8 protein-coding genes are annotated in these 15,330 nt (G+C 68.6%); 3 read left to right on the top strand and 5 right to left on the bottom strand.

The genetic code is table 11. From position 1 onward, the window contains the following. Window positions 1-15: 15 nt before the first annotated feature. The gene (locus AC0KTM_RS04150; protein WP_225329949.1) at window positions 16-702 is read left to right on the top strand and encodes a GAP family protein; all 687 of its coding nucleotides are present in this window, start codon (window positions 16-18) and stop codon (window positions 700-702) included. 17 nt (window positions 703-719) lie between these two features. Here AC0KTM_RS04150 and AC0KTM_RS04145 read toward each other — a convergent pair whose 3' ends face one another. Genes AC0KTM_RS04145 through cysC form a run of 3 tightly spaced genes read right to left on the bottom strand, consistent with a single transcriptional unit; the run spans window position 720 to window position 2,985 of the window. Next, window positions 720-1,037, bottom strand: coding sequence for a DUF6955 family protein (locus AC0KTM_RS04145; protein WP_225329950.1), 318 nt, complete (start codon window positions 1,035-1,037; stop codon window positions 720-722). Next, a complete protein-coding gene (gene sat, locus AC0KTM_RS04140) occupies window positions 1,034-2,293 on the bottom strand; it encodes a sulfate adenylyltransferase (RefSeq protein WP_225329951.1) in 1,260 nt (419 codons plus the stop codon). The genes AC0KTM_RS04145 and sat overlap by 4 nt, the downstream gene beginning before the upstream one ends. Then, window positions 2,290-2,985 carry an adenylyl-sulfate kinase gene (gene cysC / locus AC0KTM_RS04135; protein ID WP_238958139.1) on the bottom strand — a complete coding sequence of 232 codons (696 nt, stop codon included), beginning with the start codon at window positions 2,983-2,985 and terminating at the stop codon, window positions 2,290-2,292. The genes sat and cysC overlap by 4 nt, the downstream gene beginning before the upstream one ends. Window positions 2,986-3,803: 818 nt before the next feature. Between cysC and AC0KTM_RS04130 the strand changes: the two genes are divergently transcribed. Further along, window positions 3,804-5,003 (top strand): PPE family protein, encoded by a 1,200-nt coding sequence (locus AC0KTM_RS04130; RefSeq protein ID WP_225329953.1) that lies wholly within the window; start codon window positions 3,804-3,806, stop codon window positions 5,001-5,003. A gap of 74 nt (window positions 5,004-5,077) precedes the next feature. Beyond that, window positions 5,078-6,238, top strand: a complete 1,161-nt coding sequence (locus AC0KTM_RS04125; protein ID WP_472415021.1) for a PPE family protein — start codon at window positions 5,078-5,080, stop codon at window positions 6,236-6,238. A gap of 13 nt (window positions 6,239-6,251) precedes the next feature. On the opposite strand, the gene pks2 is transcribed toward AC0KTM_RS04125, so the two are convergent. Together pks2 and AC0KTM_RS04115 are read right to left on the bottom strand one after the other, a co-directional pair. After that, window positions 6,252-12,638 (bottom strand): sulfolipid-1 biosynthesis phthioceranic/hydroxyphthioceranic acid synthase, encoded by a 6,387-nt coding sequence (gene pks2 / locus AC0KTM_RS04120; protein WP_472415019.1) that lies wholly within the window; start codon window positions 12,636-12,638, stop codon window positions 6,252-6,254. Between the two features lie 251 nt (window positions 12,639-12,889). Further along, complete coding sequence (locus tag AC0KTM_RS04115; RefSeq protein ID WP_225329956.1) at window positions 12,890-15,253, bottom strand: APC family permease; 2,364 nt, start codon at window positions 15,251-15,253, stop codon at window positions 12,890-12,892. Window positions 15,254-15,330: the final 77 nt, after the last annotated feature.

Below are 15,330 nucleotides of genomic sequence, written 5' to 3'. Positions count from 1 at the left end.
GGTCCCATATCTGCGATGTTGTTCACCATCGGTGTGATGGCCATTGCCGTGAGCCTGGAACCGTTCCGGATCGGCATGACGGTGCTGATGCTGAATCGCCCCAGGCCGCTGATGCAACTGCTCGCGTTTTTAACCGGCGGATTCGCGATGGGGTTGACGGTGGGTGCGACCGCCTTGTTCCTCTTCCGGCGCGTTCTGCTGCGCTCGACGTACTTCACCTTGCCCCGGGTGCAAATCCTCATCGGCGCACTCGCGCTGGTGGCCGCCGCGGGCCTGGCGGCCAAGATCGTGGCGGACCGGCGGCGCGGAACGCGCCACGTTCCTCCCGACGGCGACGGCGCCGGCCCCGCCTGGCTGAGGACTCGGGCCCGACGACTGCTGGACGGACGTTCCCTGTGGGTCGCCGCCGCCGCGGGCCTCGGGATTGCGCTGCCGTCGGTGGATTATCTGGCCGCCCTGGCGGTCATCCTGGCGTCCGGCGCGCCGGTCATGACGCAATTGGGAGCGCTGCTGATGTTCAACGTCATCGCGTTCTCACTTGTCGAGATCCCAGTCGTCGCTTACCTGTTGGCGCCAACGGCAACGCGCGCGGCGATGACCGCGCTCCAGGATTGGATACGGTCGCGGCGTCGCATCGAGGTTGCCGCACTGCTTGCCGCGGTCGGGCTTGTCCTGCTGGTGGTGGGCTTAGCCGAACTGTGAGAACGGCCGGAGGCAACTCAGGGCTTCGTCTCCTCGAGAAAACGGCCCATCACGTCGGGCCCGGTGGAATGCATGGCGATAGACAGCTCTAACAGCCTGTCCTTGGCATGCTTGGGCAGCAGCTCGATGGACCGGGTGGTGGCGGAATCATACTTGGACCCCGGATAGCGTTGCAGGACAATATTTTTCTGCTCTTCGGTGGTGTAGATCTCCAGCAGCTTCATTCCTGCGAAAGCCTCATTTGCCAGGTCGGCCATCCCGGCGTTCGCCAACGCTTCCAGCCGCTCCTCGTTGATCCAGACGTTGACCTTGATCTTTGTCTCGTCGCTGCTCACGAACCCTCCAATTGGTTGAGCGTGAAGACGGGCCGTCGGTCCCGCAAATACTCCTCGGTGACGAACGGCGAACCCTGACCATGCTCGGCGGCGCACTCCATCACGACCTCGAACACCTCATGCCGCATCACCTTCTGCGTCGGCTTGACTTCGTCGGTGAGGATGCTTCGTATCAGGCTGCCGCTGAAACTCTGCGCTTGTGCATCATGGCCGCACAGAGCAGAGTTGGTGACCTCCAAACACACCGGGCAATACCAGTTTTCCCGCAGGAACACCGGCTTGATGCCCAGCTGGCTCCGGTATTGCTTGAGGATGTTCTGGGAGTCGTACGGGTGGTAGAAGTCGCCCACGCCCGCGTGGTCGCGCCCGAACATGTGATGCGTGCAGCCCAGGTTCGTCCGCAGGATCGCGTGGAAGATCGCCTCGCGCGGCCCCGCATACCGCATGTCCCAGAGGGTGAAGGACACCATGTGCACGTTCTCACGGAAATACCCGCTGGTGCGTAGCACGTTCTGCGCCAACAGTATTGCCTCGTCGATGTAATCGCCCACGCGCTTCTGGCCGATGATGGCATTCACCAACACGCCGGTGTTCAGGTTGTCGACGGGCTGGTCCTCGTTCGCGGCCAGCCACGCTTGTTTCATCAACGCCTCGTGGCCGGTGTGCGGCACGTTCCTGGTCTGGTGGGCGACGACGCGCTGCCAGTGCCGCTCGGCCAGCGCGTCCTTGTGCTGCTTCGGGGTGAGCCAGAAACTTTTGAAGGGCTCGTTGAATACGGGTTCGTTGATCAGCGTGACATCCCCGCCGATGAACCGGTTCGCGTAACCCATTGTCTTCTTGACGCCAGGGTGTCGGGGATCGGTTGTGCCGTAGGTCTTTTCGGCCATGCGCTCGAGGTCGTATTCGTAGATCTCGGCGACGTCGAAGATGGCCATGGGGGCGCCGAGATAGTCGAGAACGACGCTGGCGCCTTCCTTGATGTCGAGCTTCGCAATGTCCTCGGCGGACATGTCGAAGACGATCGGGATGCTCCACAGCGTCCCGTCCGGCAGCGCGAAGTTGTCCAGGGTCCCGTCGACCTCGTGGCGGCCCATGAATCCGGTCAGCGGGGTGAAGAAACCGTAGGAAAGGCTGATCACCTCGTGCGCGGTGGCCTTCGAGATCGGCACATGCGGCAGCCCCTCGATCCGGCCCGCCGCATCGTCCGTGGACACCCGCTCCACGATCGGCTTCCCGTTGTGACCCGTGTAGCTCATGCCGTGACCTCGCTCCTGTCCCCGCCCTCGTGATCTCGATCCGGGGCCCGGATGACGCCGGTCCTCTCCAGGTGGGCGATCACCTCGTCGGCCAGCGTGTCCGCGTCCTTCGTTCCGCCCTCGAGGCGCAACTCCGGCCGCACCGGCGCCTCGTAGGGGTCGTCGATCCCGGTGAATCCCTTGATTTCCCCCGCCCGGGCTTTCTTGTAGAGGCCTTTGGGATCGCGCTGTTCGCAGATCTCGATCGGGGTGTCGATGAAGATCTCCTGAAAGTCGCCGTCGCCCAGCGTGGCCCGGATCGCGTCGCGATCACGCACGTAAGGGCTGATGAAGGCCGTCAAAGCGATGACGCCGGCCTCGCAGAACAGCTTCGCGACCGCGCCGATGCGGCGAATGTTCTCCTCCCGGTCCTGGGCCGAAAATCCCAGCCCGAACCGTTGGGCGAACTCGGGCCCGTGGCGCTCCTCGAGCAGCTCCGGCCCGGCGTTGAGCCCGTAGCGGACGTTGTCGCCGTCCAGGAGGTAGCTCCGGATGCCCCGCTCGTAGAGCTTTTGCTCGACGATGTTGGCGACCGTGCTCTTGCCGCTGCCGCTCAGGCCGGTGAACCAGATGACGCAGCCCTGGTGGCCATTGAGTTCCTCGCGCTCGCCGCGGCTGATCTTGTGTTCGTGCCAGGTGATGTTGTTCGACATGTCCAGGTCCTGTTCCAACGAAGTCGGTAGCGGCCGGCCATCGCGCCGGCTCGGCGGCGACCCTTGCGATACGCAGCTACGGCGCCGACGGCCGCGCACCTTCACCATCTTGCTTATCAAGCAAACCGGATTAGAACCAGCCTACAAGTAAAGATGGTCAACTTACGGGAGTTTTCCGGTCGCGGGGTTGACCAGCCATGGTCCCCGCAGCAGCCTCGTCAGCAAACGAGCGCGAGAGGCTCAGCGAAGTAGGCCATCCCGGTCTTTGCCGGGGCGCGACGGATGGCTTGTGTTTGCCATCCCGGCGGCCGGGGGACGCCGGCGTTGGTGTGCACGCATCGATACCACGCTCCGCTGGTGACGTCGGACTGTCGATCGTTTGTGCGCCAACCGATCATGGCCGCCGACGCCGGGCCGTCGGGTTTAACTCAAGCAGAGAAAAATTTGCCTCGCGCCGCCGCGGGCGCCCGTGCGGCAAGACGCGATGACGACCGGGCTCACCATAACCGCGCGTGAGGATCGATCCCCGGCGATCCCGGCGAACATGCCATAACTTCGCGGGCAAATTTGCAGCAGGCGAGGCGGCGCGGGGGCGGCCGTAAACACCAAGTTAATTTCATTTAACATTCCGATGATTAAGTCCCTTGACTCGCTCGCCATTGCCTGCTCGTCGACGCGCCCGGGCCGCAACGCACGAGGCCGTCGTCGCCCGCGACAGCGAGCGCGTACCGATCCAACGGTCCCGGGGTCACCGCCAGCCGGCCCTGCCGCCTCGTGGCGGTGCGTTCCCGGAGCCGACTGACGAAGAGGAAGTACGGATGCTCGATTTCGGGGCCCTGCCGCCAGAAATCAACTCGACCAGAATGTATGCCGGCCCCGGCTCGGCGCCGATGGTTGCCGCGGCGGCCGCCTGGGACGTACTGGCCAACGGGCTGGAGACCGCGTCGCGCGGGTACTCCGCGGTGATCGCCCAGCTGGAAGGCGAAAGCTGGACCGGCAGCGCCTCGGCCGCGATGGCCACCGCGGCCGCGCCGTACGTGGCATGGCTGGCGACGGCGGGGGCACAAGCGGAGGAGGCCGCAAGCCAGGCTCGGGCCGCGGCGGCCGCCTACGAGACCGCCTTCGGAGCGACGGTGCCGCCCGCGTTGGTCACGGCCAACCGCACCCTCCTGGCGCAACTGGTCGCGAGCAACATTCTGGGACAGAACACGGCGATGATCGGGGTGACCGAAGGCGCCTACGAACAGATGTGGGCCCAGGATGCCGCCGCCATGTACGGCTACGCCGCGTCGTCGTCGGGCGCGACATCGCTGACGCAGTTCCACGAGCCTCCGCGGACCACCGACGCCGACGGGCAGCCCGCGCAAGCCTCCGCGGTCGCCCAAGCCACGAATAACTCGGCCGCGTCGCAGTCCCACGCCGCACTGTCCCGGACGATGTCGAGCGTGCCCCAGAAGTTGCACAACCTCTCCGAAACACCACCGCCTGGCTCTACTGGTGGCAGCCCTTCGACAGGCTCCGCGCTCGACGCCGTCGATGATTTCAACACGCTGACGGCGCCGGTGAACCTCGGCGACGCCATGAGCCGCACCGTCACGTCGGCGGGCACCTTCGGCACCGGGGCCTTCCGCGCCAACCTGCAGGCGGCGGGCGAAGCCGCCAAGGCGGCCGTCGCCCCCGCCGCGACGGCGAGTCTCTCGACCGGCACCGTGGGTGTCGCCGGCCCGACCCTGGCGAGCACGGGCAGCGCGAGCGCGGTAGGCCGATTGTCGGTCCCGCAAAGCTGGGCGGCGACGAACCCGACGATCGCCACCGTCGCCGAGTCGCACTGGCTGTCGGACGCCGAGCTCGACGGTGGGCCGTCATGGCATGAAGGCCCGGCGACCAACATGTGGGGCGGCGCGCCGGCGGCGGGCGCGGGCGCCTCGTCGGCGCTCCTGTCGCGGCCCTCGGTCAACAACGTCTTGCGCGTGGCGCCACGCCAATTCAAGATGCCGCGTCCTTCCGCGGGCGGATAGCCACCAGTTCCACCCTTCAGTGCAGGCATGGACCTGCAGCGGCCGCGTGTGCGCTTGTTCAGAAAGGATCGCCGATGCTTGGTTTCGGGGCGCTGCCGCCCGAGATCAATTCGGCCAGAATGTATGCCGGGCCGGGTTCGGCCCCGCTGTCGGCTGCCGCTTCGGCGTGGGACGCGTTGGCGGCGCAACTGGAGTCCCACGCCGCGGGTTACTCCGCCACGCTTTCGGAGCTGCGCGGGCGCGCGTGGTCGGGCGAAGCGTCAGCGGCCATGGCGGCCGCGGTCGAACCGTATGTGGCGTGGGCGTTCACCACGGCGGCTGCGGCCGGGCAGGCCGCCGCGCAGGCTCGCGCCGCGGCGGCGGCCTACGAGGCGGCGTTCGCCGCGACGGTGCCGCCACACGTGGTCGGCGCCAACCGAGTTGCGCTCCTCACCCTGATCGCGACCAACTTCTTCGGACAGAACGCGCCGGCGATCGCGGCCACCGAGACCGCGTACGCCGAGATGTGGGCGCAGGATGCCACCGCCATGTGCGGCTACGCCGCGTCGTCGTCGGCCGCCACCGCTTTCACGCCGTTCACCGAGCCGCCCCGCACCACCAATGCGCACGGCCAATCGGCCCAGGCCGCCGCGGTCAACGAAGCCGCGAGTGCCGCCGCGGGTCAGGCCCGGGGGGCGCTGGCCGCGGGTGTGTTCACGAACGCTGCCCCGGCCGCCCTTGGCGAGGCGCCGGCGTCCGGATCCGGTCTGTCCCTTATCGGTTCGGTCGGCGACTTCAACACGCTCATCACCACACCGGGACAGACGTTTCTGGCGGGCGCCCGCACATTGCTGGGGTGGGGGCAATTGGGGTACGGGCTCGACCTGTCCGATATCCAGGCCGCCAAGGCCGCGGAGGGCGGCGTGCCCATCGTGCCGGACATCCCGGCACCTGCCGCGCCGGCGGTCGCGGCCGTTCGCGGTCCCGTGTTGGGCGGTCTGGGCCGGGCGGCACTGGTGGGCGAGCTGTCCGTCCCGCAGGCCTGGACGGCCGCGAATCCCGCGTCCACTGCCGCTGCGGTGTCGAATCCGCTGCCGCACAACGTATTCCGGGTAGCTTCGGCGTCCGCGGCCGACCCTTCCAGCGTCCCGGGGCCCATGCCCGCGGCGCGCACCGCGGGCCACGCCGCCGGTGTCCCGGTGTTGCGCAACGGACGTCGCATCTTCAAGATGCCGCGCCCGGCATACGGCGGGTAGCGACGCCGGTGGGTCAGGGTGCTGACGGTGCCGCTTCCACACCCGTCAGCTCGTCGCATAAGTGGTCCGCCAAGTCGCGGACGGTGGTGATCTTGGTGGGGCTGATGCGCACACCCGTTTCGGTTTCGATGCGGGTCCGCAATTCCAGGTTCCCCAGCGAATCCAGGCCGTAGTCGGATAGCGGGCGATCCGGATCGATTGTGCGCCGCAGCAATAGGCTGATTTGACCGGACACCAGCCGCCGGATCGCCGACGGCCATTCCTCGCGCGGCAACGCCTGCAGCTCGGCGAGGAACTTGCCCGTGTCCGGTTTGCCCTGCCCCACCGATCCGAACGCTTCGGCGAAGCGGCTGCGTTGCGCGAAGGACGTCAACCACGGCGTGCCCACGATCGGGGCGTAGCCGGAGTAGGGGCGGTCGTAGCGCAGCAGCGTCTCGAATGCGCGGAAACCCTCGGCCGGCGTGATCGCCATGCCGGCGCCTTCGGCCAGGGCCGTGGCGCGGCCGACCTCTGACCAGGGCCCCCACGCGATCGCGGTGCTCGGCAGGCCCTGGGCGCGACGCCAATAAGCGAACGCGTCCAGCCAGCTGTTGGCCGCGGCGTAGGCGCCCTGCCCCGGCGAACCCACCAGCGCGGCGGCCGACGAAAAGGAGCAGAACCAATCCAGTGGCTCGCCCACGGTGGCGTGGTGAAGGTTCCACGCGCCGTGCACCTTTGGGGCCCAGCACCGGTCGATGAGCTCATCGGTGACGTTCGCCAGCGTGGCGTCCTCGACGACGGCCGCTGCGTGCAGCACGCCGCGCACCGGTAGCCCGGTGGCCGTCGCGCACGCGACCAGCCGCTCGGCCGTCCGCGGTTCGGCGATGTCACCGCACTCCACGGCGATGTCGGCCCCCGCGGCGCGAAGGCGTTCGATCACTTGGCGCGCTTGCTCGTTGGGTTGCGAGCGGGAGTTGAGCACGATGCGCCCACAACCCGCTCCGCCGCCACGCGAAGCCATCTCGCCGGCCAGGAACAGGCCCAGGCCGCCGATCCCGCCGGTGATGATGTAGGCGCCGTCGGCGCGGAACGGCCGGATCTTTTCCGGGGGCACCGCCGCCACGCTGTTGCCCGCGCGCGGCATGTCGAGCACCACCTTGCCGGTGTGCCCGGCGGCGGCGACCAGGCGCACGGCGGCGGCCGCGTCGTGGATCGGATAGTGCGTGCAGCGCGGCAACGGCAATTCGCCCGCCGCGGTGCGCTCGTACACGGTGGTGAGCAAGCGCCGGACGGTGTGCGGGTGGCTGAAGGTCAGCAGCGCCAGGTCGACGGCGAACAGGGAGAGGTTGCGGCGGAACGGGAAGAGCCCGAGACGGCTGTCGCCATAGATGTCGCGCTTGCCCAGCTCGACGAAGCGCCCGCCCACGGCCAGCAGTTCGATGCCCGCGCGCTGCGCGGCGCCGGGCAGCGAGTTGAGCACCACGTCGACACCGTAGCCGTCGGTGTCACGGCGAATCTGGTCGGCGAATTCCGTGCTGCGCGAATCGTAGACGTGTTCGATGCCCATGTCGCGCAACAGTTCCCGGCGTTGCGGGCTGCCGGCGGTCGCGAAGATCTCACAACCCACGGCCCGGGCGATCGCGATGGCCGCCTGCCCGACGCCGCCGGTGCCCGAGTGAATCAGCACCTTGTCCGTCGGGGCGATGCGGGCCAAGTCGTGCAGGCCGTACCACGCGGTCGCCGACGCGGTCGGCACGGCGGCGGCGTCGTGCAACGGCACTTCGGGAGGCAGGGTGACCGCGTGCCGCGCATCGGCGATGACGAACGTGCCCCAGCATCCGTTCCGCGACACCCCGCCGACGTGGTCGCCGACCTTGTGCTCGGTGACACCGGGCCCGACGGCGGTCACCACGCCGGCGAAGTCGCCGCCCAAACGCTGTTGATAACCCTCGAACGTCGGATAGCGCCCGAACGCGACGAGCACGTCGGCGAAGTTGATGGTGGACGAGGTGACCGCCACCTCGATCTCGCCGGGCCCGGGCGGAACCCGGTCGAACGCAATGAACTCCAGCGATTCCAGGTCACCGGGGGTCCGGATCTGCAGTCGCATGCCGTCACGCCCGTGGTCGACGACGGTGGTCCGCCGCTCGGCCGGACGCAGCGGACCGGGCCGCAGCCGCGCGGTGTACCAGTGGCCGTCGCGCCAGGCGGTCTCGTCTTCTTCCGAGCCGCTCTTCAGTTGCAGCGCAATTTTTTCCGGGTCGGTAGCGTCATCGACGTCGATAAGGGTGGCGCTCAGATGCGGATGCTCCGCGTCGATCACCCGCATCAGCCCGCGCAGGCCGCCCTGCGCCAGGTTCGGCACGTCGCCGGCGGTCACGCTCGCGGCGTCACGGGTCACCACGAACAACCGCGGCGATTCCCCGGGAAGCTCCGAGAGCTCACGGGCGATGGCCGCGAGGTGCGACACGCAGTCCCGCCCGCGCCGGCCCTGCGGGTCGTCCGGGCGGTCATCGGCGGCCGCGGTCACCACGACGACACCGGCCAGCCCCCTGAGGGACCCGTGGCCGTTGGCGCCGGCCTGGCCACCACCGGACAGCAGCGAACGCAACCGCGCGGTGTCCACCGATCCGACGGGCAGGGACACCGTCGTGCATTGCGCCCCATCGGAATTCAGGGCAGCGTCGAGTTGCACCGCCAACCGGTCGTGGCCGTCGGAGGCGCTGAGCACAAGCCAGGATCCCTGCCCGCTCTGCGCCGGCTCGGGAAGTTCGCGGGGCTCCCATTCGATGGTCAACAACCGCTCGTTGAGCAGCCGGTGGGCGTGTTCGCGTTCGGACGTTCCACCGGCCAGCCGTAGCCCCTCGACGGTCAGCAACACCGTTCCGGATTGGTCCAGCACGTCGACGTCGGCCTCGCACTCGCCGGGGCCCGAGGACGTGACCCGGGTGAGGCAGTATTGCGCGTTGCGCGTCGAGTGGTAGTTGCGCAGCCTGCGCACCCCCACCGGCAACAGCAGTCCTCCGTCGCCGGCCTTCTGCACCTCGGGCGCGACGATCACCGACTGGAAGCAGGCGTCGAGCAGAGCCGGGTGCGTGGAGTAGGCCGACTGCTGCGATCGGATCGCCCCCGGCAGCGCCACTTCCGCGAGCGCCGTCGCGGTGTCCGCGTCGCCGACCCGCACCGCGGACAGACCCGAAAACGCCGGGCCGTATTGAATACCCACGGCGTCGAAGGCCTTTCGCAGCTCGGCGCCCTCCATGCGCGACGGGTGGTCGGCGATCAGGGTTTCCAGGTCGTAGGCGGGCGGTGGGTGCGGCTCGGGTCCCGCGTCGTCGCCGGGAACGTGCAGGATCGCGCCCGCCCGGCGGAGGCGTTCGCCTTCCTCGTGCGTGTCCACCGTGAAGTCGAGCACCCCGGGCGCGATGACCGTGGCCGTCGACGAAACCTGCGTGTGCCCGCCCAGTAACAGCGTCTGCTCGAACGTGACGTCGCGGACCTCGGCGCGTTCACCGAGGGCGGCGGCGGCCGCCAGCGCCATTTCGCAGTAGGCGGCGCCGGGAAAGGCTGCGACTCCGTGGATTTGGTGGTCGGCGAGCCACGGGTGGGCGTCGGTGCCGACCTCCCCTTGCCAGACGTGGCGCTCGGGCTCCTCGCGCAGATGCACGTGCGCCCCGAGCAGCGGGTGCACGGCCTGAAGCGAGGCTCCGTGTGGCCGCTCCACCGTCTCGCGACTGAGCATCAACCGGCGATGGGTCCACGTCGGCAGCGGCGCGTCCACCAAACGCCCACTGGGGTATTGGACGGCGAAGTCCACCAGCGCGCCGGCGCTGTGCACGTCGGCGACGAAGCCGCGCAAGCCGATTGGCAGCTCTCCCCCGCGAGCGGGTGGTACCCCGGGCTCGCGTCGGCGCATGGCCGCGAGTGCGGCGATGGGCATGTCCAGGCTGGCGGCGTTCTGCTCGACGGCGTGGGTGAGCAGCGGATGCGGCGACAGCTCACCGAAGACGCGGAACCCGTCTTTAAGGGCGGCCTGCACGGCCGCCGCGAATCGCACGGTGTACCGCAGGTTTTCGGCCCAGTAGTCGGCGCCGAAAGACGGCCGTTCGCGGGGGTCCCACAAGGTGGCGGAGTAGTACGGAACCTCGGGCGCCGTCGGTTGCAGGTCAGCGAGGACCCCGGCCAACGCGTCGAGGATCGGCTCCACCTGCGGCGAATGTGAGGCGACGTCCACCGCCACCTCGCGTGCCATCACATCCTGTTCCTGCCAGGCCGCGACGAGGTCGCGGATTGCCTGGGCATCACCGCCGACGACCGTCGAGGTGGGCGAAGCGACCACGGAGAGCACGACGTCGGAGATTCCGCGGATGGACAGTTCCGAAAGCACCTGTTGGCCCGGCAGTTCCACCGATGCCATGGCGCCGCTCCCGGCGACCCGCGCCATCATCCGCGAGCGGCGGCAGATGACCTTGACGCCGTCGTCGAGCGACAACCCGCCGGCGACCACGGCCGCCGCGGATTCGCCGAGCGAATGGCCGATGACGGCGCCGGGGCGCACCCCGTAGGACCTCATCGCCTCGGCGAGCGCGACCTGCATCGCGAAGATCGTCGGCTGGATCTTGTCGATGCCGGTCACCGGCTCCGGTGCCGTCATGGCCTCGATGACCGAAAACCCCGATTCGCGGGCGATCAACGGCTCGATCTCGGCGATCGTCGCGGCGAACACCGGTTCGGTGGCCAACAGTTCGACGCCCATCTGCGGCCATTGCGAACCCTGCCCGGAGAACACCCACACCGGCCCGCGGTCGTCTTGTCCCACGGCCGGCTCATACGGAATGTCGCTCTCGGCGACCGCGCGCAGTCGCGCGCTCAACTCGTCAAAACTGTTCGCGGAGACCACCGTCCGCACCGGCCGATGCGCGCGGCGGCGCGACAGCGTGTAGCCCAGGTCCCACAGGGGGGCGCCGCTGTCGCCGTCGGGGACAGCACCGCGGCGCCCGTCGACCCAAGTCGCGAGCCGGGCGGCCGTGGCGCGCAGCTGCTCAGCCGACGTGGACGACAGGGGAAACAGCGCTGGCCCGGCGATCCCGGGTGCAGCAGGCCCGTCAGGTGCCCGCGCCGGGGCTTCTGCCGGTGCCTGCTCCACGATGGCGTGCACGTTGGTGCCGGACATCCCATACGACGACACCGCGGCGCGGCGCGGGTGATGGGCGTTGGCGGGCCACGGTGTATCGGATTGCGGCACAAAGAGTTCCGTCTTTATCCCGGCCATCTCATCGGGCAGGCGGGTGAAGTGCAGATTCTGCGGCACCACGCCGTGCTGCAGCGCGAGAATCGCCTTCATCAATCCCAGCGGCCCGGACGTCGACTGCAGGTGGCCGAAGTTGGTCTTCACCGACCCCAGCACACAGGGCCCCTCGGTCCCGTACACGGTCGCGAGGCTGGAGAATTCGATCGGATCGCCGACCGGGGTGCCGGTGCCGTGCGCCTCGACGTAGCCGATCGTGGTCGCCTCGACGCCCGCCACACCCAACGCCGTTCGGTAGACGGCGATCTGAGCCGTTTCGGAGGGCGCCGCGATGTTCACGGTGCGGCCGTCTTGGTTGGCGGCCGTGCCGCGCAGCACCGCCAGGATACGGTCGCCGTCGCGCTGCGCGGCGTCGAGCGGCTTGAGCAGCAGCATGACACAGCCCTCGCCGGACACGAAGCCGTCGGCCCGCACATCGAAGGCATGGCAGCGCCCCGTCGGGGACAACATGCCTTGCAGCGAACCGGAAACGGATTTCCGCGGTTCCAGGGTCACCACCACGCCACCGGCCAGGGCGAGGTCGCTCTCGCCGCTGCCGACACTGCCGCACGCTTGGTGGACGGCCATCAGCCCGGACGAGCACGCCGTGTCCACCGTGACCGCCGGGCCGTGCAACCCCAGCGTGTAGGCGATCCGTCCGGACGCGAAGCTGTTGCTGGTGCCGGTGAATCCGTACGGCCCTTCGGCGGCGCCGCAGTCGGCGGACAGGAGTTCGTAGTCGCCGTGCGTCAGGCCGACGAACACGCCGGTCAGCGTTTGGGCCAGGGACGCGGGGGCGAGGCCGGCGTGCTCGACGGCATCCCACGACGTTTCCAGCAGCAGGCGGTGTTGCGGGTCGACCGCGGTGGCCTCACGCTCGGTCATCCCGAAGAAATCGCAGTCGAAGCCCCCGACGTCGTCGAGGAACGCCCCCCACCGGGTCACCGAGCGGCCGGGCACGCCCGGCTCGGGGTCGTAGTACAGGTCCGCGTCCCACCGGTCGGCGGGAATCTCGCCCACGAAATCGTCACCGCGCAGCAACGCCTCCCAGAGGCGCTGCGGGGAATCGATCCCGCCGGGAAGTCGGCAGGCCATTCCGATGACGGCCACGGGTGTGGCGTTCGCGGCGCGCAATGTGCAGTCCCCTGTTCTCGCCGACCGCCCGTGAGCGGCGGCGCGCACCGTCTCTTCGCACGTGGTCGGGCGTAATTGTGCAGGCGTCAGTTTACCTACCGGACCCACGTCAGTTAGCGGGATTAAACAATTTCGTCCGCGCACCACAGACGCACCACGTCTGGCGGGTGCGCCGGGGCCGGGATGTCGAAATGCCCTGCCTTTCACGGTGTTTCACACCGCGCGCGCGTCACATGAGTCGGCGGGAGGCCCTAAGACTGGTCGGCTTGTTCCGTCGCCCCGGACTCGGCGTCCTTCGCCGGATCCTCGATGACCTGATATGCCGGATCGACCATCGACAGGGAACGATGGCCGACCTGGCGGGCTTTGCCGCTGATTCGCAAGAGCTGACCGGGCTGGATGTCCGCACCCCCGCGGCCGGGACGGAACGTCACGGTGAGCTCGCCGCTGCTGTCCCCCACGACGATCTGTCGTCGGGTTCGTCCGCGTTCGGCGACGTCTTCGACCTCGCTGACGCGTCCTTCGACGGTCGCGCGTTGCCCGGAGATCAGGCCGGCCACCATGATCACCGACGACGGCCGTTCGGGGTGTTCGTAGGCCTCCACCGACTGGTCCTCGTCCTGGGAGACCCAGGCCTGGATCTTGTCGATCTCCTGCCCGATGCGCTGTTCGAATGAGTCCGGGTAGGCCTCCCTGATCCGCGATTCCACGTCATAGGGAACGATCGTCGCCGCGGCGTCCGGGATGAGGCTGACGGCCCGGGCGACCTTGTCCGCGGTCCGGTCGTGCAACAGCCGCCCCAACAGCCGCGCGAACGTCCGGCGCGGCAGGAGGACCGTCACGTTGGTGTTCGGATGCTCGTCGCGCGCCTTGGCGACCAGCAGCTGCGCAGACCTGCTGATCCGCCGGTCGGGACAGTCCACGATCCGCAGCGGGGTGTCGAGACCGAAGTGGTCCCAACGATTTCGCAGTTGCGCGGCGTGGGCCGGGTCGACCATGAAGTGCACGGCGACCAGCTCGTCGGCCCGCAGGCCGCGGCCGTAACGCAAGGCTTCGATCACCGCCAGGTCGACCGAGTCGACGAACACCAGCACCTTGTGCCGCGCGTACTTCACCAATTCGGGGCGATCGGTGCGGAACATCTCGAGAATGGCTGCCTCGGCGCGGTATTCGCGGTTCAGCCGCGTCAGCACGAACACCAACAGCGGGAACACGACCACCACCAACCAGGCGCCCTCGGTGAACTTCGCCACCGCGAAGATGCCCACCACGATCGTCGAGAGGATCGCCGCGGACAGGTTGATCGCCAGCCGGCGCCGCCAGCCCGGTTCACGATGCGTCAGGTGGTGTTTGGTCATGCCGTAGCCGGCCATCGAGAATCCGGTGAACACGCCGATCGCGTAGAAGGGAACCAGCGCGTTGACCGAGCCGCCGGTCACCACCAGCAGGGCCACCGACAGCGCCGTCAGCGTGATGATCCCGTTCGAGAACACCAGGCGGTGACCGCGTTTCGTCAGCTGCCGCGGCAGGAAGCGGTCCTCGGCGACGAAGCTGGCCAAGGCCGGGAAGCCGTTGAAGCTGGTGTTCGCGCCGGTGAACAGGATGGCCGCCGTCGAGGCCTGGACCAGGACGTAGAACACGTCACCGAGCGTGCCGTTGCCGTAGACGGCGCGACCGATCTGCGACAACACCGACGGATATTCGGTCAGATACGGCGTGGCATGGGTGGCGTGGGCCAGGTAGGCGACACCGGCGAGCAGGAAGCCCAGAATGCAGGCCATCGCGGTGAGCACCCGGCGGGCGTTGCGGCCCTGGGGCTTTCGGAAGTAGTCGACCGTGTTGGAGATGGCCTCGACACCGGTCAGCGACGAGCCTCCGTTGGCGAAAGCGCGCAACAACACCAGAATCGTTGCGCCCAGCACCAATCCGTTGCCCTGATGAACCGGCACGGTGCCGGCCGTGTGCGCCGGGTCGTAGACCGGCAAACCCCCGCCGATTGCGCGGACGACGCCGACCAGGATGGTCAGGCCGACCATGGCGATGAAGGAGTAGGTCGCCACCGCGAACGGCATTCCCGCTTCCCGCAATCCCCGCAGGTTCGCGTAGCAGATGATGAGCACCACGCCGACCGTGATCGCCAAGCTGTAGGGACCCAATGCGGGGATCGCCGACACCACCGCGACCGTCCCCGCCGCCGATTGCACCGCGACGGTCACCACGTAGTCGATCAGCAGCGCCGCGGCGGCGATCTGCGCGACGCGGGGGCCGAAGTTGTCGCGCGCGACGATGTAGGAGCCGCCGGCCCGGGTGTAGGCCATCACCACCTGCCGGTACGACGCGGCCACCAACACCAGGATGAACAGGATGACGCCGGTGATGGGAAGCAACAGCAGGAACGCCGCCAACCCGGCGTGCGGCAACAGTTCGATCAGGATCTGCTCGGGACCGTAGGCGACCGATGACACCGCATCAGGTGAAAGCGCCCCGAGCGCAACGCCATTGGACAACTTCTCGGCCGCGATGTCCTCGGTGATCAGCGGCTTACCGAGGAACACGCGCCTGGCGACGTCCCCGACCGAGAGCGGGATGCGCAGCTTGCCGGTCGAACTGGTCACAAGCACCGTCCTTACCCGAGGTTCAAGAACGTGAAACGCCTCCGAAGCATTGTGCACGTTCGGACCGCGTCGGGGGC

The organism is Mycobacterium sp. NTMscope_Eco_3 (assembly GCF_976985685.1).
Note: the sequence above shows the minus strand (reverse complement) of the source record. Positions and strands in the feature narration are given on the sequence as shown.